Source organism: Rathayibacter sp. AY1D1 (assembly GCF_002932635.1).
Taxonomy (GTDB): domain Bacteria; phylum Actinomycetota; class Actinomycetes; order Actinomycetales; family Microbacteriaceae; genus Rathayibacter.
In genome coordinates, this window is the sequence record NZ_PSVY01000012.1 from 1 (window position 1) to 19,003 (window position 19,003).

Genomic DNA, 19,003 nt, shown 5'->3' on the forward strand with positions numbered 1-19,003 from the left:
GGGACCGGGGGTCGCGGGAACGGGTCAGGGGGCCGCGGGTGCGAAGACGAGGGTGGTGCCGCGGCGGGTGGCGAGGACGCCGGGGAGGTCGACGCCCTTCTGGCCGTGCCAGTCGGTGACCAGCGCGGCGACCGCCAGCGTCTGCGAGCGCGAGAGCGCGACTCCGAACTCGTTCGCCACGACCAGGCGGATGATCCGCTGCCGCAGCGCCGGCGGGTCCGCGGCGAGCCCGCGCGCGTCGACCGTGACGTGCCCCGCCTCGTCCTGGCCCACCAGCTCGAGCGCCCAGTCGAGGGCGAGCGCGTCGAGCGCGTCCCCGTCCTCCCGCAGCTGCTCGGCCGTGCGCGCCAGGGCCTGCGCCACTCCCGGCCCGAGCTCGTCCTCCAGCACGGGCAGCACGCGGTTCCGCACCCGGACCCGCGAGTAGCGGGGGTCGTCGTTGTGCGGGTCGTCCCACGGCACGAGCCCCTGGTCGGAGCAGGCGAGACGGGTCGTCTCGCGGCGCAGGCCCAGAATCGGCCGACGCAGCGGCCCGCTCACCGGCGCCATCCCGTGCAGCGAGGCCGCACCGGCTCCTCGTGCCAGGCCCAACAGCACCGTCTCGGCCTGGTCGTCGAGGGTGTGGCCCAGGAGGATCGCGGCGGCGCCCGTCGCGGTCAGCGCGTCGTCGAAGGCGCGGTAGCGCGCGCTGCGGGCGGCCGCCTCCGGACCGCCCTCGGCGGACACCGTCACCACCTCGCGCAGCACCGGCGCGAGCCCCAGCCCGTGCGCCTGCTCCGCGGCCCGCCGCGCGACCTCCGCCGACGCCTCCTGCAGCCCGTGGTCGACGATCACCGCGCCGGCCCGCCTCCCGCCCCGCGGGGCCTCGAAGGCGACCGCCGCCGCGAGCGCGAGCGAGTCCGCTCCCCCGCTCAGCGCGACCAGCACGAGCGCTCCGGGGTCGAGCCCGTCAAGGCTCTCGCGCACCGCCCGCCGCAGATCGGCGACGGCGGGGGTCAGGCGGGGGCGATCGGGCACATCAAGTAACGTAATGCCAGCGATCCGCCCCTCCCGCGCGCGCACCCGCGCGAGCGTTCCGGAGGCCGATCCGTCCGCCGATGCGCCGCTCACGGCGCCACCGACTCAAGGAGAGAGCATGGCCGCATACGACGTCGTCGTCGAGATCCCCAAGGGGAGCCGCAACAAGTACGAGGTCGACCACGAGACCGGTCGCGTCTACCTCGACCGCGTGCTCTTCACCTCCTTCGTCTACCCGACGGACTACGGGTACTTCGAGAACACCCTCGGCCTCGACGGCGACCCCGTCGACGCGCTGGTGCTGCTCGAGTACCCCGTCTTCCCAGGCGTGGGCGTCTCCGTCCGCCCGGTCGGCGTGCTCAACATGAGCGACGAGGCCGGCTCCGACGCGAAGGTGATCGTGGTCCCCGCGAAGGACCCGCGCTGGCAGCACATCCAGGACATCGGCGACGTCCCGGAGCAGACGAAGAACGAGATCAAGCACTTCTTCGAGCGCTACAAGGACCTCGAGCCCGGCAAGTGGGTCAAGGTCGACGCGTGGGGCGACGCCGCCGAGGCGGAGCAGATCGTCCAGGACGGCATCAAGAAGCTGGCCGAAGAGGGTCACTGACCCCTCGCACCGACGAAGGAACCCCCTCCCGTCGTCTCGACAGGAGGGGGTTCTCTCGTTGTGCTGTGCGGCCGCGGCTCAGGCGGCCGGGCGGCCGACCATGCCGGCGGGCGTGCCCCAGGTGTTCCAGATGCGCACGGGCTTGCCGTAGTCGGCGGCCTCGATGATCTGGTTGTTCCCGAGGTAGATGGCCACGTGGTAGTAGTCCCCGCCGCCACCCCAGAAGATCAGGTCGCCGCGCTGGCGCTGGCTGTAGGGGACGAGCTTGCCGGCGCCGGCCATGGTGTTGTACTGGTTCGTCGCCGAGTGGGTGCCGATGTAGATGCCCGAGGACGCGTACGAGGCTTTGGTGAGGCCCGAGCAGTCCCACTGGTCCGGGCCCATGCCGCCGAGGACGTACTCCTCGCCGAGCTGAGCCATCGCGTACGAGATCGCGTTCTCGACGGCGCCGCTGGTCGGCACCAGGACCGGAGCGGTCACCGGCTGCGGGAGCGGCTGAGCCGCCGGCTGGGCGACCGGCTGAGCAGCGGGCTGGGCCGGAGCAGGAGCGGGCTGCTGCTGCGCGGGCTGCGGCGCGGCGGGCTGCGGGAGGGACGCGGTCTGACGCGACGGGGCGGCGGTGTCGGCCTGCGCCGAGGACTGCTGCTGGGCGGAGCGGGCGGTGGACTGCGCCTGAGCGGCGGCCTCCGCCTCGGCCTGCGCCTGAGCGGCGGCCTCGTCGGCCTGGCGCTTCTGCTCGCCCGCGAGGTACTGGGTCTCGGCCTCGACCGAGGAGTCCTTCAGCAGCGCGAGCTGGGCGACCAGCTCCTGCGACTTCTCCTCCTGCGCCGAGAGCGACGCGCGGGCCGACTCGGCGGCCGCGTCGGCGTCCTTGCGGGCGGCGTCGGCCTCGTCCGAGAGCGCCTGGTGCTCGGTGACGGCGCGGTCGGCCTGATCGCCGAGCGACTCCGCGTTCTGCTTGTCGGCGAGGGCGTCGGCGTAGACCTTCTGCGACTGCTCCGAGAGCTGCGACATCGCGCCGAGCTGGTAGAGCAGGTCGCCCGCGTCCTTGCCCTTGGCGACGAGGCTGGCGGAGAGGTCGCTTCCGGCGGCGCGAGAGAGGTGCGCGGCCAGCAGGCCGGCGCGCATCTTCGAGGTCTGGGCCTTGGCGGAGGCGGTGGTCGCCTTCTCCTCGAGGTCGGCGACGGCCTTCGCTGCGGCGTCGAGCGCCTCCTTGGCCTGGCGCCAGGCCTCGGCCTTCTTCATCGCGGTGATCGACTTCTCGTCGACCGCGGTCTGCAGGCTCGCGATGAGGCCGGTGATCGAGTCGATCTCGGCCTGCTTGCTCGCCTCGTCCTTCTTGGCGTTCTGCACGTCGTCCCACGAGGGGTACTTCGCGTCGTCGGCGAGGGCCGGGGTGATGCCGAGGGACGCGGTGACCGCCGTGACCGCGAAGGCGGCGGAGATGACGAGCGGGAGGCGGCCCTTCCAGGCGCGCTCCCGGGGTGCCGGGGTGAAGGTGCGTGCGGTCGTCTGTGCGTCAGCCAAGGGTGACTCCTCGTTGGGCCATGAAAGGTTGGGCGTCGACGGCGGAGCCGTTGACGCGGGTCTCGAAGTGCAGGTGGCAGCCGGTGGACGCGCCGGTCGAGCCGACGGCGGCGATCTGCTCGCCCGCCTGGACCTGCTGGCCGACGCGGACGTAGATCCCGCCGGACATGATGTGGGCGTAGCCGGTGCTGATGCCGCTGCCGTGGTCGATCAGCACCCAGTTGCCGTAGGTGCCGTTGGGGCCCGCGTAGGAGACGGTGCCGCTGTGCGCCGCGAAGATCGGGATGCCGCAGCCGCCCGCGAGGTCGGTGCCGCGGTGGTACGAGCCGGAGGATCCTCCGCCGGTCGAGATGCTGTCGCGCGGGCCGAAGGTGCCGGTGATGCGGCCCCCGGCAGGACGGACCCAGCCGGAGTCGCTGACGGCGCTGGAGCCGCCGCCGCCCGAGGGGGCGACGTACCCGCCGCCGCCACCGCTTCCGCCGCTGGACGCGGCTGCGGCCCGGGCGGCCTCGCGGCGCGCGGCCTCGGCCTGGGCGGCGGCCTGACGGGCGGCCTCCTCCTCGGCGAGCTTCCGGAGGCGCTCGGCCTCGCGGGCGGCGACGCCGGCCTCGTACTCGGCCACGGTCTTCGACTCGGTGTCGCGGAGCGCGGCGAGCTGCTGCTCGAGCACGACGCTCTGCTCCTGCTGCTCGGCGAGCGCGGCCTCGGACGCCTCCTGGGCGGCGGTCGCCTCGGCCAGCTTCTGCTCGGCGGCGACGCGGAGGCGCTCGCGCTCCGTCTGCGCGACCTCGGCCTGGTCGGCGAGGGACGACGCGGTGTTCCGGGCGGTGCTGGCCTGCTCGTAGATCGCGGAGGAGCGCTCGACCAGCTTGGTCATGCTCCCGATCTTCGACAGCAGCTGGTCGGCCTGGCCGGCCTTCTGGTCGAGGAAGATGTTGACGGACAGGTCGGTGCCGGTGCTGCGGTAGAGCTGCGCGGCGAGCAGGCCCGCCTGCTGCGAGGCCTTGTCGGCCTCCTCGGCGCTGGCGGCGGCCCGGTCCTCGAGCTTCTTCGACTGGTCCGAGGCCTCGTCGAACGCCTGCTGAGCGGCGAAGTGCTCGTCGCCGCGCTGCTGCGCGAGCTGCTGGGCGGAGGCGACCTCGCTCTGGAGGTCGCCGATCAGGGACGTGATCCGGTCGACCTGAGCGGCCGCGGCGGCGGTGTCGCCCTTCGCCGCCTCGACGTCGGCCCACGACGGGTACTCGACCGCCTGGGCGGGAGTGGCGACGAGCAGGCCGGCGACGAGCGCGACGACGGCGGAGGCCAGGGCAGCACCTCGGAGTCGCCCGAGTCGCGGCGCGCCGGGGAGGCGAGCGGAACGCGGACGGCGCAGGGAGTGGGGCATGGGACCTCGGGGATAGGGGGCCCTCCCTCCGCGGCGGTGCGGCTCCGGCGGGCGGGTGGGGGGAAGAGCGATTCCGCCCCACCCTAACCGCGGCCCTGCCCGATCTCCTAGACCCGGGTCAACCCCGGACGGGGTGCACGCCGCCTGCGGAACCGTCGATTTTGCATCCTGCGCCGCGGCCCCCTATGCTTGCGTGTCGGTAGTCATGGGGGGTCGGCCGCAGGGTCGCCCCGCGAGTCTCCGGCCCCATCGTTTAGTGGCCTAGGACACCGCCCTTTCACGGCGGCAGCACGGGTTCGAATCCCGTTGGGGTCACGGATGGGTCGGTACTACCAGCACCACCAGAAGTACCAGCACCACCGGAAAGTGCATCGGCTCGAGAGGGTCGGGGCGTGAAAATAGAACAGCCTCGAAGGCAGTATGCTTGTCTTCGCAACGAGGCCCTGTAGCGCAGTTGGTTAGCGTGCCGCCCTGTCACGGCGGAGGTCGCGGGTTCAAGTCCCGTCAGGGTCGCAAAGAGGCCCTTCCGAGAGGAAGGGCCTTTTTCAGGAGATCACCTCTCCAGCGACATCACGTCGCAACGGCTCTGTAGCTCAGTTGGTAGAGCGCACGACTGAAAATCGTGAGGTCACGGGATCGACGCCCGTCGGAGCCACTGGAACCCTCGCCTAGCTTCTACATGGCGGGGGTTTCTTCGTACCCGGAGGTCCCCGCCGCCGCGACCCGCCGCACATCCCTCCCGTTCCGGCCCGCGCCGAGCAGTGACTGCGGCCCGGATCCCGTCCAGGCGGTCTGCGTAGGCTGGCCCGGCCATGCAACCCGACGCCTTCCCGCCGCCCGATCCCGCGACGCTCGCGCCCGACTCCGCTGCGGCGCCCTCGTGGTCGGCCGAGCCCCTCCCCTCGGTCCAGGCGCCCTACTCCTCCCTCCTCTACCTGCCCGATCCTCGGGTCCGCTGGGGCCTGCCGACCGCCGTGCTCACGATCGTCGGGATCGTCCTGCCGCTGGCCGTGCTCATCCTGCTGTTCGGGTTCGGCGTGCTCCCCTACTCCGCCGGACTCGCCTTCGCGGGGGCGCTCGCGAGCTACCTCGTCGCGCTGATCGTCCCGTTCGCGGCGTCTCGGCTGCGCGGGCTGGGCACGATGGCGGCCGACTTCGGGCTGCGGTTCCGCTGGATCGACGTGCCCATCGGGATCGGGCTCGGCATCGCGGTGCGCGTCGTGATCCTGTTCGTGCTCGCCGCGTTCGCTCCGCTCCTCCAGGACGCGCAGGGGAACCTCGACATCGACCCCGATCCGCTGTGGTTCGTGCTGAGCTCGGTCCTCATCCCCGTCGTCGTCGCGCCGCTGGTCGAGGAGGTCCTCTGCCGCGGCGTCGTGATGCGCGCGGTGCGGAACCGGATGCTCCGGGGCTCCGCGGAGTCGGCGCCCACCCGCGGCCGCCGCGTCTGGGCGATGGCGTTCAGCATCCTGGCGTCCACGGCGGTCTTCGCCCTGCTGCACGGGCACCAGATGGTGAACCCGGCGACGATCGTGACGCTCGGCGTGACCACGGTCACCGCGGGACTCGTGCACGGCTGGATCGCGACGATCACCGGGCGGCTCGGAGCGGCGATCGTCTCGCACGCGACGCTGAACGGCTCCGCGGTGCTGCTGCTGGCGCTGCTGCCGCTGCTGACTCCGTAGGGGGATCTCGAGACGCCCGTTGCGCGGGCTGCTCGATCGGCAGGAGTCTGGGCGGCCCGATCGGGGGCGTGGGGCGGCGCGTCAGACGTCGTAGGTGCGCGCCCCGGGCAGCGGGCCGCGGACCTGGCGGTGGAGGCGCTCCATGTCGGCGTCGAGGGTGGCGGCGGTGCGGGCCGCGTCGGCGAGGCCGTCGAGGAGCTCCTGCGGGACCTGGCGGTCGTACTTGTAGTAGATCTTGTGCTCCAGGCTCGCCCAGAAGTCCATCGCGATGGTCCGGAACTGCACCTCGACGCAGACGTCGACCGATCCGCCGGAGAGGAACACGGGCACCTCGACGATCGCGTGCAGGCTCTTGTAGCCGTTCTCCTTCGGCTCGGCGATGTAGTCCTTCACCTCGAGCACCGTCACGTCGGACTGCGAGGTGAGCAGGTCGAAGACGCGGTAGACGTCCGAGACGAAGCTGCAGGTGATCCGCACGCCGGCGATGTCGGTGATCGCGTCGGCGATGCCGTCGAAGGTCGTCTCGCAGCCCTTGCGCTCGATCTTCTCGATCAGGCTGTCGGCCGACTTGAGCCGGCTCGTGACGTGCTCGATCGGGTTGTACTCCTGCAGCTCGCGGAACTCCTCCTGCAGGATCGACACCTTCGTGACGATCTCGTCCATCCCGAACTTGTACTGGAGCATGAAGCGCGCGAAGTCGTCGCGCAGGGCGCGGATCTCGGCGACAGTGGTCGCGTCGAGCGCTTCGGCGACGGCGTCCGTCAGCGGAGGGACGGCGTGCGCGGGTTCGGGGATGCGGGATTCCACAGTCGGACACCCTACGCGCGGAGTCGTTCGAGACCGGTGGGAGGCGCCCGGCCTAGCCTGGGAGCGTGATCACCGAGCCCCGCCCGCTGCGCTTCTGCGCGTTCGTCATGAACACCGCCTCCCACATCCAGCACGGCCTCTGGCGCCACCCCGACGCCCGGCAGCACGAGTTCGACGACGTGCAGCTCTGGATCGACCTCGCCCGGACGCTGGAGCGCGGCCGCTTCGACGCGATGTTCTTCGCCGACGTGGCGGGGCTCTACGGTCCGGCGGACGGCGACTGGGACGTCAACGCCCGCGAGGGGCTGCAGCTGCCCAGCAACGACCCGTCGGTGCTGCTCTCGGCCCTGGCGGTGAGCACCGAGCACCTCGGCTTCGCGTTCACGAGCTCGGTGCTGCAGTCGCATCCGTTCGACTTCGCCCGGAAGGTCTCGACCCTCGACCACCTCTCGAAGGGGCGGATCGCCTGGAACATCGTCACCAGCGCCCTCGACGGCGCGGCCCGCAACTTCGGCTACGACCGGCTCGAGGAGCACGACGAGCGCTACGCCTGGGCGCAGGAGTACCTCGACGTGGTCTACAAGCTGTGGGAGGGCTCGTGGGACGACGGCGCGCTCCTGCGCGACAAGAGCGGCTCCTTCGCCGACCCGGCGCGCATCCACCGCATCGACCACGTCGGGAAGCGCTACCGCGTGCAGGGGCCGCACCTCTCGGCTCCGTCGCCGCAGCGCACCCCCGTGCTCTTCCAGGCCGGCTCCTCCCCCGCGGGCCGGCGCTTCGCCGCGCGGAACGCGGAGGCGCAGTTCGTGTTCTCGGGGTCGCCGGAGAAGACCCGCGAGCTGATCGAGGACACGCGGGCCCTCGCCGCGGCGGCCGGTCGCGGCGCGGGTGCGCCCTCCTTCTACCTGGGGCTCTCCTTCATCACCGGCGACACGGAGGAGGAGGCGCGCCGCGCTGAGCGCGAGATCGACGAGTACCTCTCCTCCGACGCCTTCCTCGTGCACTCGAACCTCGGCTTCGACCCGACGACGGGCGAGAAGCTCGACCCCGACCTGCCGCTCTCGGCGATCGAGACCTACGCCGGCCAGAGCCACCTGCAGTGGATCCGCGACGCCTCCCCCGACCGCGAGCCGACCGTCCGCGACCTGGCCCGGCTCTCGGCGAAGCTGCGCGGACGGGTCGTCGGCACTCCGGAGCAGATCGCCGACCACCTGGCGGGCTGGCGCGACGCGGGGATCGACGGGATCAACGTCGTCAACTGGATCCTGCCCGGCAGCTACGAGGAGTTCGTCGACCGGGTGATGCCGGTGCTGCAGGAGCGGGGCCTCGCGCAGACCGAGTACGCCGAGGGGACGCTGCGCCGCAAGCTGTTCGGGACGGACGAGCTGCCGGCGACGCACCCGGCGCGGGCGTACCGCGGGGCGTTCGCGGGCTGAGCCCCTGCGGGCAGGGCTCTGCGCGTCCGCTGCCCCTGCACGGGCCGCTCGCCTCGCCCCGCGCACTCCGTCGGGCGGGGGACGCGAGGGCGGGTGCGGCTCCGTAGCGTCGAGGGATGATCCAGACCTGGGGAGTCCTGACCGCGCTGTACGGAGTCGTCGTGACGGCGGTCGCGGTGCTCGCGATCGTGCTGCTGGTGCTGCTGTGCCGCCTGGTGCTCGCCGCGCGCGAGAACCTGCAGGCCTCGACGCGGCTGCGCGAGCTGCAGATCGAGCGGATGCTGCTCGAGGACGAGTAGCGGGCCGCGCGTCGCCGGCCGCGACCAGGTCTCCTCGGCGAGGAGCACTCGCGGCCGACGACGCGCGGGCCGGTCAGGGCAGAGCGGGTCGCGCCTCAGGGCGGGGCGCCCGCGGGATGAGCAGGCCGACGGCGACGGCGACCAGCGCTCCGATCGCGCCGATCACGAACGTGGTCTCGAAGCCCTGCGAGCTCGGCAGCTGCACGTCGCCGACGGACACGGTCAGCTGCGCGAGCACGCCCGCGGTCACGGCGGAGGAGAGCGTCGTGCCGAGGGTGCGCATCAGCGAGTTCAGCCCGTTCGCGGCGGCGGTCTCCGAGGCGGGGACGGCGTGCATGATGAGCGTCGGCATCGCGGCGTAGGCGAGGCCCAGGCCGACGCCGATGAGGGCGTTGATCACCAGGATCTGCCACACCTCGCCGCCGAACGGGAGGATCAGCAGGTACGAGACCGCGATCAGCCCGGAGCCGGCGATCAGCACGAGCCGCGGCCCGGACTGCGCCGAGAGGCGGGCGGCGAGCGGGGACGTCGCCATCATCGCCAGGCCCGAGGGCGCGAGCACGAGGCTCGCCACGATCAGGCTCAGGCCGAAGCCGACGCCGGACGCGGTCGGCAGCTCGAGGCGCTGCGGCAGCGTGATCTGGGCGCCGAAGAACGCGAAGCCGACCGCCACCGAGGCGAGGTTGGTGAAGAGGACGGCGGGGCGGGCGGCCACCCGGAGGTCGACGAGCGGGCTCTCCTGCCGCAGCTCGTACCAGCCCCAGAGGAGCAGGACGGCGATGCCGCCGAGGCCGGAGCCCAGGATCGCGGGACTGGTCCAGCCGGAGTCGTTGCCGCGCGAGACGGCGATCAGCACGCCGCTCAGTCCGAGGGCGAGGCCGATCGTGCCGACCACGTCGAAGGTGCCCGGCGAGCGCAGCGTCGACACCGGCACGACCAGGAGGACGAGGACGATGTCGAGGACACCGAGGCCCGCGGACATCCAGAACAGGACGTGCCAGTCGGTGTTCTGCGCGATGAGGGCGCTGAGCGGCAGGCCGAGCGCGCCGCCGATGCCGAGGGTCGCGCTGACCAGGGCGATCGCGCCGGGGAGCCGGTCGCGGTGGAGTGTGTCGCGGAGGATCGAGATGCCGAGCGGGATGACGCCCATCACCGCGCCCTGGAGGGCCCGGCCCACGACCAGCGTCCACACGTCCCCCGCGAAGGCGCACACGATCGAGCCGATCACGAGCACGACCAGCGCGGCCACGGCCATCCGCCGCTTGCCGTAGAGGTCGCCGAGGCGGCCCGAGACCGGGGTGAGGATGCAGGCGCTCAGCAGCGTCGCGGTGATCACCCACGCGGTCTCGGTGCGGTCGGCGCCGAGCAGCGTCGGCAGCTCGGACTGGATCGGGACGACCAGCGTCTGCATGAAGGAGGCGCTCATGCCCGCGAAGGCGAGGACGGCGGTGATGAGGCGCGGGTCCGGCGAGCGGGTCAGGGAGCGTCTGTCGGAGTCGGTCACGGCGGTCCTTCGTGTCGGCGGCGGACGCGCACCCGGACCGCGGCGGCGGGCGGGCCGTCGTCGGCGGGATCGTATCGCTCGGCTCTGCTTTCGACCGGCTCGGGGCTCAACAGCTCGGGCCGCCGCTTTGTTCCCTCCTCCTCCTTCCCGCGCGCGTCGGGCAGGACGAGGATGGGCGGATGATCGACATCGAGAGCTGGATCGCCGGCTACGAGAAGGCCTGGGCCACGGACGACGCGGCAGACGTGGCCGCACTGTTCACCGAGGACGCCGAGTACTTCACGGCGCCGCACCGCGACGCGATCACTCCGCGCGACGCGATCGTCGAGTGGTGGCTGGCGGAGGAGGAGCCCGCCGGCCCGACGTTCGCGTGGGGCCTGGTCGCGCTGACGGAGGAGACCGCCGTGGTGGAGGCGCGCACCGTCTATCCGGGCGACCGCACCTACCTGAACCTCTGGGTCATCCGCTTCGCCCCCGACGGGCGGGCGCGCTCGTTCACCGAGTGGTACATGGAGGAGCCGGCCGACTCCGTGTCCTGACCCGCGCGGGTCCCTAGGGAGCGGCGAGGAGCCCTCAGCGGCGCCCGGTCAGAGCTGCGCGGCCGCGAAGGTGTCGCAGCTGGTGGCGTCGCCCTCGAAGCCGGCCTGGAACCAGCGCTGCCGCTGCTCGGCCGAGCCGTGCGTCCATCCCTCCGGATCGACGGTGCCGGTGGCCTGCTCCTGGATGCGGTCGTCGCCGACGGCGGCCGCGGCGCCGAGCGCGTCCTGGTACTCCTGCGCCGTCACCGGCTTGAGGTAGGGCGTGCCGGTCTCGTCGGGCACCGTCGAGGCGTCGCCCACCCAGGCTCCGGCGAAGCAGTCGGCCTGCAGCTCGAGGCGCACCGAGTCCGACTCGGGGCCGGTGCCGGAGCGGTCCGCCGACTCCATCGCGCCGGTCAGGTTCTGGATGTGGTGGCCCCACTCGTGGGCGAGGATGTACATCTGCGCGAGCGATCCGCCCGAGGTGTCGAACCGGGTGCGCAGCTCGTCGAAGAAGTCGGTGTCGAGGTAGATCGTCCGGTCCGGCGGGCAGTAGAACGGGCCGACCGCGGCGGTCGCGCTCCCGCAGCCGGTGGTGGTGCTGTCCTCGAACAGGTCGACGCCGGTCGGGGTCGTGTAGGCGACTCCGAGTGTCGGCGTCTGCTCGCCCCAGTAGCGGTCGAGCGACTCCGCCGCACCCTCGAGGCGGCAGTCGACCTGCGTGTTCGCGTCGGCGCCGCTGTCGCAGGCCACCGCGGTGGAGGTGACGCCCTCCGGCGAGGACCCGCCTCCGCCGAACACCTCGCCGAGGCCCGAGAGGTTCACGCCGAGCAGCTGCGAGAGCAGCGCGAGCACGACCACGCCCACCGCGCCCCCGCCGACGGCGATGCCGGTGGTGCGGCCGCGACGGCGGACCTTGCCGCCGCTGAGCTGGGAGTCGTCGTTGAAGGTCATGCCGACGAAGCTAGCGCTCCGCGGACGGGCTCCGCTCGGGCTTGCGGTCAGCCCCAGCGCGACTCGCTGGCCGAGCGGATGATCTCGAGCAGCGCCTCGCGCAGGGGGCCGTGCTCGAGCGAGCCCGGGAACATGTCGACCTCGAGGCGGTGCGCCCGGCGCCAGGCCTCGCTGCCCACGTCGGTGAGCGCGACGAGCTGCCGGCGGCGGTCCGACGGATCCGTGGTGCGCGAGACGTGGCCCTCGCGCTCGAGGCGCTCGATGGTGCGCGACATGGTCTGCACCTCGACGTGGGCCGCGGCGGCCAGCTCCTTCTGCGCGACGGGACCCGCCTGCAGGAGGTGCAGCACGATCAGGCCGGCGTGGGTGAGGCCGATCTCGGCGAGGGCGCCGTGCCAGGCGTGCTCGACCATCCGGGAGGCGGTGGAGAGCAGCCGGCCGGTGGGCCAGTCCTCCATCCCGGAGGCGTCGTCCGCGCGCATCTGATCAGGGTAGACCCGCTCCCGGGACACGACGGCACCGGGCGCGGGACGCTCAGGCAAGGGCGCCCGGGCATCCCGGCCGCGAGGCGCGGACCGCCCCGCCCGTCAGGACGCGAAGCGGTCCGTCGCCTCGATCAGCGCGTCGAGGATCCCCGGCTCGTCGAAGGCGTGGCCCGCGTCGGCGATCATCCGGAAGTCGGCCTCGGGCCAGGCCCGGTGCAGGTCCCAGGCCGTGAAGGCCGGGGTGCACATGTCGTAGCGGCCCTGCACGATGACGGCCGGGATGTCGCGGAGGACGCCGGCGTCGCGGATCAGCTGCCCCTCCTCCAACCAGCCCCTGTGCACGAAGAAGTGGTTCTCGATGCGGGCGAAGGCGAGCGCGAAGACGGGATCGGACCAGTCCGCGATCAGCTCCGGCTTCTGCACGAGGGTGATGGTCGACGCCTCCCAGGTGGTCCAGGCGACGCCGGCGGGGCCGTGCACGGCGGGGTCCGCGTCGTGGAGCAGGCGGTAGTACGCCTCGATGAGGCTGCCCCGCTCGCCGGCCGGGACGACGGAGGTGTAGCCCTCCCAGAGGTCCGGGTAGACCGCGGCGGCGCCGCCCTCGTAGAACCACTCGAGCTCGGCGCGCCGGAGGGTGAAGATCCCGCGGAGGACGATCTCGCTGACCCGCTCGGGGTGGGTCTCGGCGTAGGCGAGGGCGAGGGTCGAGCCCCAGGAGCCGCCGAGCACGAGCCAGCGCTCGACGCCGAGGTGCTCGCGGAGGCGCTCGATGTCGGCGACCAGGTACCAGGTGGTGTTGGTCGAGAGGTCGGCCTCCGGCTCGCCGGCGTGCGGGGTGGAGCGGCCGCACATCCGCTGGTCGAACAGCACGATGCGGTACTTCTCGGGGTCGAACAGCCGCCGGTGGGCGGGCGAGGTGCCGGCTCCGGGGCCGCCGTGCAGGAACACGACGGGCTTGCCCTCGGGGTTGCCCGAGACCTCCCAGTAGAGCGAGTGGCCGTCGCCGACGTCGAGCATGCCGGAGTCGTGGGGCTCGATCTCGGGGTACAGAGTGCGCATGGCCCGCACCCTACCGACTGTCAGGGTCGCGGTCCGCGAGGCGGGCGGCCCGGCCCCGGAGTGGGCGGGAGCGCCCGCGTCCACCCGGCGCACCCGCCTCCCGCGGTCGTTACTGTGGAGCGGACCTGCACGCCCCCGTCGAAGGAGCCCCCATGCCCACCACTGTGCGCGGCGTCATCGCCCGGTCGAAGGGCGCTCCCGTGGAGCTCGTCGACATCGTCGTCCCCGATCCGGGCCCGGGCGAGGCCGTGGTCGACATCGAGACCTGCGGTGTCTGCCACACCGACTTCCACTACCGCGAGGGCGGGATCAGCGACGACTTCCCCTTCCTCCTCGGTCACGAGGCGGCCGGACGGGTCAGCGCGATCGGAGAGGGAGTCACCCATGTCGCGGTCGGCGACTTCGTGGTCCTCAACTGGCGCGCGGTCTGCGGCGAGTGCCGGGCCTGCACCCGGGCCGAGCCCTGGTACTGCTTCGACACCTTCAACGCGACTCAGCGGATGACCCTGGAGGACGGCACCGAGCTCAGCCCCGCCCTCGGGATCGGCGCCTTCGCCGAGAAGACCCTCGTGCACGCGAAGCAGTGCACGAAGGTCGATCCGGAGGCGGACCCCGCCGCGGTGGGCCTGCTCGGCTGCGGGATCATGGCCGGCCTCGGCGCGGCGATGAACACCGGGAACGTGACGCGCGGCGACTCCGTCGCGGTCATCGGCTGCGGAGGAGTCGGCACGGCCGCCGTGGTCGGCGCCGCTCTCGCGGGCGCCGGCACGGTCATCGCGATCGACCGGGACCCCAAGAAGCTGGTCGCGGCCGAGAAGCTCGGCGCCACGCACGTCATCGACTCCAGCGGCCTCGACGAGGCGGGCGTCGTCGCCGCCGTGCAGGCCCTGACGAACGGCTTCGGAGCGGACGTCGTCATCGACGCCGTGGGCCGCCCCGAGACCTGGCGCCAGGCGTTCTACGCCCGCGACCTCGCCGGGACCGTGGTGCTGGTCGGGGTGCCGACTCCTGAGATGACGCTCGAGATCCCCCTGCTCGACGTCTTCGGCCGCGGCGGCTCGCTGAAGTCGAGCTGGTACGGCGACTGCCTGCCGGAGAGGGACTTCCCGATGCTGACCGGCCTCTACCTCCAGGGCCGCCTGCCCCTGGACGAGTTCGTGAGCGAGCGGATCGGGATCGAGGACATCGAGGAGGCCTTCGCCACGATGGCCGGCGGCGACGTGCTCCGCTCGGTGGTGGTGCTCTGATGGGCGCGCGGATCGAGCAGCTCGTCACGAGCGGCACCTTCAGCCTCGACGGCGGCACCTGGGCCGTCGACAACAACGTCTGGATCGTCGGCGACGACTCCGAGTGCGTCGTCATCGACGCCGCCCACGACGCGGACGCGATCCTCGCGGCCGTCGGCGAGCGCCGACTCCTCGCCGTGCTGCTGACCCACGGGCACGACGACCACCTCGACGCGGTCGAGGGAGTCCGCGCTGCGACCGGCGCCCCGGTGCTGCTCCACGAGGCCGACCGGATGCTGTGGGACGCCGTGCACCCCGGTACGGCCCCGAGCGGCGCCCTGGTCGACGGGCGGATCGTGCCCGTCGCCGGCGTCGAGCTCGAGGTGCGGCACACCCCGGGCCACACCCCCGGCGCCGTCTGCTTCGTCGCCGAGGCGCTCGGCACGGTGTTCACCGGCGACACGCTCTTCCAGGGCGGGCCGGGGGCCACCGGCCGCTCGTACAGCGACTTCCCGACGATCATCGACTCGATCACGGAGCGCCTGCTGACGCTGCCCGCCGCGACGGTGGTCCGGACCGGCCACGGCGACTCGACGACGATCGGAGCGGAGGCGCCGCACCGCGAGGAGTGGATCGCGCGCGGGCACTGACCGGGCGGGGCGGGGGCGGGGGCGGGCGCGGAGCTGTCGGTCCGCCCGCTACGGCTTTCTGCATGAAAGGGCCGACCGACGGGTGTGGGAATTTCGCAACTGTCGGTCGTGCTCCCTTGTTACCGTGAACAATCGCCGGTACCGTGCGAAGACCACACCGCAGGCGGGATCCCCCGTCCGCCCACCGGTTCGCTGCAGAACCCGAGAGGACACGTCGACGATGACGTCACGACCCCCGGGCGGAGGCAGGCCCTCGCGCCTGCTCGCCGCCACCCTCGCCGCATCCGCGACGATCGCCCTCGCCGCCGGCGCCGCCGTGCCGGTCGCCGTCGCCGCGACAGCGGCGACCACTCCCGCGCAGAGCCTGCTCGCGGACTTCACCTTCGACACCGCCCCGAGCGGAGGCGCCTTCACCGACAGGTCGACCCGCGCCGCCGTGAAGGGCACGCCGACCCTCGTCGCCGGCCGCACCGGGCAGGGCAGCGCCGTCTCGCTGTCGTCCTCGTTCTGGCTCGACCTCACTGCGACCGACGGGCAGCCGCTGCTGAAGGGTCGCGACTCCGTCACTCTGTCGTACGACTCCAAGCCCGCCGCCGCGGACAACGTCGGCTGGTCGGTCTTCGCCGCTCGCTCGGCCGCGACCCAGGACTACGCCCAGGAGAAGTACGTCGGCGTCCTCGACAGGACGAACGGCATCACCGTCGAGCGGTACGCCAACAGCGGCGCCCGCGACTCCTCGGGCAACCTCACCGGCCCGAGCAGCACGGAGTGGAAGCACGTCGATCTCGTGCTGAGCGCCGGCACCGCCCGCCTCTACGTCGACGCGAAGCCCGTCGCCGTCACGACGGCCGGCCCCTCGCTCGCGACGGTCCTCGGATCGACCGGCGGAGTCCTGCAGATCGGCAAGGCCAACTGGGGCGGCGGGGAGTACTTCACCGGACTCCTCGACAATCTGCGCGTCTACGACCGCGCCCTGACCGGGGCCGAGCTGGGCGCGACGAGCAGCACCGTGGCGACCGACCTGCGCGCCGCACTCGACGTCCCCACGACCGTGCTCGGCGACCTGCCCGCGCAGGTCCTCGGGAACACCGTGACGTGGACCGCCTCCGGCGCCGGCGCCGCGCGCGTCTCCTCCACCGGCGCCGTGAACCTCTCGGGCCTCACCGCTCCCGTCGCCGTCCGCCTCCAGGCAGCCGTCGCCGGGCAGACCTACGCGTGGGACAGCACCCTCGCCGTGCCCGGCGGGCGCATCGCCACCTCCGTCAAGACCGTCACCACGACGAACGGAGTGAAGGACGACCCGCTGGCGTACAACGACGACCGTCGCGCGGACTCGCTCTTCACGGCCGCACTGCCCGCCGGCGCGACCACCTGGGAGCCGCTGAACCGCTCGCAGTCGATCCTCTCCGTCCTCAAGGACGGCGATCAGGCGCAGCGCCCGAACGCCCAGATGGGCTCGCCGCTGCTGTTCCGCTCGAAGGACGGCTCGCTCGGCGCGGTCTCGTCGCAGAACAACGCCACGGACTCCGTCTACCTCTGGAGCTCCGCCGACGGCCGCACGTTCCGCGACCAGCGCGTCCTCCGGGTCGCGCCGGGCTCGGTCGTGACCGACCCGCGGATCGTCTTCGACTCCGCCCTCGGCGTCTACAAGCTGTTCTGGACCGATCTGCTCACCACCGAGGGCCGCGTGACGCTGTTCACGGACCTCGCCTCCGGCACCGCTCCCGGAGCGACCACCCGCGCCGACGCCCGCGTCCCCGGTGTCCAGGGCTCGGGTCTCCCCGCCGGGTTCACCCAGGGCCAGGCCGGCGAGACGGCGCTGACCTCGACCGAGTTCAGCACGTTCTACCGCGAGTACGTCGACCTGAAGAACACCGGTGTGAAGTCGCTCAGCGGCTCCGTCGACTCCGGCGCCGGATCCGCTGCGATCGCCGCAGCGCTCCCGGGGCAGGCCGTGATGGAGTACAACGACGGCTCGACCAAGTCGCTCAACGTCGACTGGCAGGACGATCTGACCACCGCCGTCGACACCTCGCGTCCCGGGACCTACCGGGTCACCGGCTCCGTCCAGCAGGACCCCGAGGCGATGGTCAACGAGGCCCGCGCGGATCCGCACGTCTTCTTCAACGAGGACGACGGCTACTACTACCTCACGGGCTCGCACTACGGTCAGGACTCGCTCGGCCCGATCGAGGAGAGCTCCAGCTACCGCAAGATCGGCCTCAAGCGCTCGAAGACCATCGCCGGTCTCGACTCCGCTCCCGAGCAGATCGTGATCGACCCCGACGCCGGCACGCCCGGTCGCCAGAGCCAGTACCCGAACACCTTCTACGGCTGGGGCGGATACATCTGGGCGCAGGAGTTCCACAAGATCAACGGCACCTGGTGGATCGTCGCCGGCATGAACAAGGGCTACGCGCCTGTGGGCGGCTGGTGCGACAACACCGTCCTGATCCCCTACACCGGGACCGACGCCTCGATCGCCGAGGGCGGATTCCTCGACCAGACGAAGTGGGGCGAGCCGGTCGTCCTCGAGGGCGCGGCCTTCGACGTCAGCTACATCGACCGCCAGGAGAACGGCGCCACCCAGGGCTACTGGGTCCTGCCCAACGGCAACACGCTCTCCCTCGCCAAGGCGACGATGGGGCCCAAGGGCACCGTCCCGCTGGTGACCGGTGCGGTCACCCGCATCTACGGCGAGAGCCAGCCGTGGGAGTCGGGCAAGCGCTCGCCGACCCCGTCCGACACCACCGAGGGCAACGACCAGGGCGTCGTCGAGGCGCCGTTCATCGTGTCCAAGGGAGGACGCATGTACCTCACCTACTCGGGCGGAACGGTCGACAAGTACTACTCGCTCGGCCTGCTCACGGCCGACGCGAGTGCCGACCTCCTCAACCCCGCGACGTGGACGCAGACCGCGTTCCCCGTGCTGGACACCGAGGACACCTACCTGGGCCGCCTCGGCGCGGACGAGACGCAGTACTTCTCGCGCCAGCAGGCCGGCACCGGGCACAACTCGTTCGTCGAGGACGAGTCGGGCAACCTGCTCCTCGCCTACCACGCCCGCCCCTACCCGGACCCGCACACGGCGACCGACCCGCAGAACGCGGGCGGCCTGTTCGACTCGGACCGCAACACCTGGTTCAAGGGCGTGAACATCCGCGCGAGCGGCCGGCTCGACCTCTCGCTCTCGAAGGAGCAGGAGGTGGCCTCGGCCAACCGCACCGTCACGGCGACGATCACCGTGAAGGCGCCGGCTGTGCCCGTCACCGCCACTGCAGCGGCTCGCTGCGTCGCGGGCAAGGTGGTGGTCACGCTGACCACTGTCAACAAGGCCGCGTCGACCGCCGACCTCCGCTGGAACACCCTGTGGGGCGCGAAGACGCAGCAGATCGATGCGGGCCGGACCGCCTCGCTGGCCGTGACCACGCGGGCCGCCTCGGTCGCCGCCGGCACCGTCCAGGGGGTCGCCACCGTCGGCAGCGCCTCCGCTCCCGTGAGCGCCGCCTACCCGGCGCTCCGCTGCGGCTGACCTGACCGGGTCCTCCGACCGACGACGCCCGGCCGCCTCTCACCTGAGGGCGGCCGGGCGTCGTCGTTCCGGTCTGCGGTGATGTGCCGGGCGACCGGGTCGCGACCCTCGATGATCTCGGCGGTGCAGCCGGCATCGCGGGAGAGGACCCACCGGATGACGCGGCCGCGTCGGACGACCGGACCGTTGCGATCCACGAACGACTCCCCATCGAGGGGAGGTCGTCGGTCGGCGACGTACGGGGTGTCGTGAGTCGGACGGGAAGAGGCGAGCCGGTCTGCCGCTGCTGCACGAACCGGCCCGCCCCTTC

At 72.4% G+C, this 19,003-nt stretch carries 16 protein-coding genes and 3 tRNA genes; 11 read left to right on the forward strand and 8 right to left on the reverse strand.

Features of this window, described 5'->3' with window-relative positions:
* Positions 1–24: 24 nt before the first annotated feature.
* Positions 25–1,017, reverse strand: a complete 993-nt coding sequence (gene tilS / locus C5C56_RS09615; protein ID WP_104272967.1) for a tRNA lysidine(34) synthetase TilS — start codon at positions 1,015–1,017, stop codon at positions 25–27.
* A gap of 118 nt (positions 1,018–1,135) precedes the next feature.
* Between tilS and ppa the strand changes: the two genes are divergently transcribed.
* A complete protein-coding gene (gene ppa / locus C5C56_RS09620) occupies positions 1,136–1,627 on the forward strand; it encodes an inorganic diphosphatase (protein ID WP_068255683.1) in 492 nt (163 codons plus the stop codon).
* Positions 1,628–1,705: 78 nt separating this feature from the next.
* Here the strand turns inward: ppa and C5C56_RS09625 are convergent, their stop codons facing one another.
* Both C5C56_RS09625 and C5C56_RS09630 read right to left on the reverse strand, forming a co-directional pair.
* Complete coding sequence (locus tag C5C56_RS09625) at positions 1,706–3,154, reverse strand: NlpC/P60 family protein (RefSeq protein ID WP_258065647.1); 1,449 nt, start codon at positions 3,152–3,154, stop codon at positions 1,706–1,708.
* Positions 3,147–4,538 (reverse strand): peptidoglycan DD-metalloendopeptidase family protein, encoded by a 1,392-nt coding sequence (locus tag C5C56_RS09630; protein ID WP_104226018.1) that lies wholly within the window; start codon positions 4,536–4,538, stop codon positions 3,147–3,149. Before C5C56_RS09630 ends, C5C56_RS09625 begins: the two co-directional genes overlap by 8 nt.
* A 242-nt stretch (positions 4,539–4,780) precedes the next feature.
* On the opposite strand from C5C56_RS09630, the gene C5C56_RS09635 reads away from it, so the two are divergent.
* From C5C56_RS09635 to C5C56_RS09650, 4 genes are all read left to right on the forward strand, one after another.
* A tRNA-Glu gene (locus C5C56_RS09635) sits at positions 4,781–4,853 on the forward strand.
* 124 nt (positions 4,854–4,977) lie between these two features.
* Positions 4,978–5,051: transfer RNA gene (locus C5C56_RS09640), tRNA-Asp, on the forward strand.
* A gap of 69 nt (positions 5,052–5,120) precedes the next feature.
* Positions 5,121–5,193, forward strand: a tRNA-Phe gene (locus C5C56_RS09645).
* A 157-nt stretch (positions 5,194–5,350) separates the two neighbouring features.
* Complete coding sequence (locus C5C56_RS09650; RefSeq protein WP_104319482.1) at positions 5,351–6,223, forward strand: CPBP family intramembrane glutamic endopeptidase; 873 nt, start codon at positions 5,351–5,353, stop codon at positions 6,221–6,223.
* Between the two features lie 81 nt (positions 6,224–6,304).
* Here the strand turns inward: C5C56_RS09650 and C5C56_RS09655 are convergent, their stop codons facing one another.
* Positions 6,305–6,907 (reverse strand): GTP pyrophosphokinase family protein, encoded by a 603-nt coding sequence (locus C5C56_RS09655; RefSeq protein WP_104224409.1) that lies wholly within the window; start codon positions 6,905–6,907, stop codon positions 6,305–6,307.
* 230 nt (positions 6,908–7,137) lie between these two features.
* Here C5C56_RS09655 and C5C56_RS09660 point away from each other — a divergent pair, with 230 nt between their 5' ends.
* Positions 7,138–8,466 (forward strand): NtaA/DmoA family FMN-dependent monooxygenase, encoded by a 1,329-nt coding sequence (locus tag C5C56_RS09660; RefSeq protein ID WP_374954276.1) that lies wholly within the window; start codon positions 7,138–7,140, stop codon positions 8,464–8,466.
* A gap of 116 nt (positions 8,467–8,582) precedes the next feature.
* Positions 8,583–8,765 carry a hypothetical protein gene (locus tag C5C56_RS09665; RefSeq protein WP_104224402.1) on the forward strand — a complete coding sequence of 61 codons (183 nt, stop codon included), beginning with the start codon at positions 8,583–8,585 and terminating at the stop codon, positions 8,763–8,765.
* A gap of 73 nt (positions 8,766–8,838) precedes the next feature.
* On the opposite strand, the gene C5C56_RS09670 is transcribed toward C5C56_RS09665, so the two are convergent.
* A complete protein-coding gene (locus C5C56_RS09670) occupies positions 8,839–10,269 on the reverse strand; it encodes an MFS transporter (protein WP_258065648.1) in 1,431 nt (476 codons plus the stop codon).
* 179 nt (positions 10,270–10,448) lie between these two features.
* On the opposite strand from C5C56_RS09670, the gene C5C56_RS09675 reads away from it, so the two are divergent.
* Positions 10,449–10,808: a hypothetical protein gene (locus C5C56_RS09675; protein ID WP_104319483.1), complete on the forward strand. Its 360-nt coding sequence runs from the start codon at positions 10,449–10,451 to the stop codon at positions 10,806–10,808.
* A 48-nt stretch (positions 10,809–10,856) separates the two neighbouring features.
* Here the strand turns inward: C5C56_RS09675 and C5C56_RS09680 are convergent, their stop codons facing one another.
* The 3 genes from C5C56_RS09680 to pip all read right to left on the reverse strand — a co-directional run bounded on the left by C5C56_RS09680 (position 10,857) and on the right by pip (position 13,285).
* A complete protein-coding gene (locus C5C56_RS09680; RefSeq protein WP_104224400.1) occupies positions 10,857–11,741 on the reverse strand; it encodes a neutral zinc metallopeptidase in 885 nt (294 codons plus the stop codon).
* Positions 11,742–11,788: 47 nt separating this feature from the next.
* Positions 11,789–12,223 carry a MarR family winged helix-turn-helix transcriptional regulator gene (locus C5C56_RS09685; protein ID WP_104247849.1) on the reverse strand — a complete coding sequence of 145 codons (435 nt, stop codon included), beginning with the start codon at positions 12,221–12,223 and terminating at the stop codon, positions 11,789–11,791.
* A gap of 105 nt (positions 12,224–12,328) precedes the next feature.
* On the reverse strand, positions 12,329–13,285 hold the full coding sequence (gene pip, locus C5C56_RS09690) for a prolyl aminopeptidase (RefSeq protein ID WP_104224398.1): 957 nt from the start codon (positions 13,283–13,285) through the stop codon (positions 12,329–12,331).
* Between the two features lie 152 nt (positions 13,286–13,437).
* Between pip and C5C56_RS09695 the strand changes: the two genes are divergently transcribed.
* The 3 genes from C5C56_RS09695 to C5C56_RS09705 all read left to right on the forward strand — a co-directional run bounded on the left by C5C56_RS09695 (position 13,438) and on the right by C5C56_RS09705 (position 18,693).
* Positions 13,438–14,532, forward strand: coding sequence for an S-(hydroxymethyl)mycothiol dehydrogenase (locus tag C5C56_RS09695; protein WP_104226021.1), 1,095 nt, complete (start codon positions 13,438–13,440; stop codon positions 14,530–14,532).
* A complete protein-coding gene (locus C5C56_RS09700) occupies positions 14,532–15,161 on the forward strand; it encodes an MBL fold metallo-hydrolase (protein WP_104319484.1) in 630 nt (209 codons plus the stop codon). Before C5C56_RS09695 ends, C5C56_RS09700 begins: the two co-directional genes overlap by 1 nt.
* Before the next feature lie 220 nt (positions 15,162–15,381).
* Entirely contained in the window at positions 15,382–18,693 is a 3,312-nt protein-coding gene (locus C5C56_RS09705; RefSeq protein ID WP_104261158.1) for a family 43 glycosylhydrolase, read from the forward strand.
* The last annotated feature ends 310 nt before the right edge of the window (positions 18,694–19,003 follow it).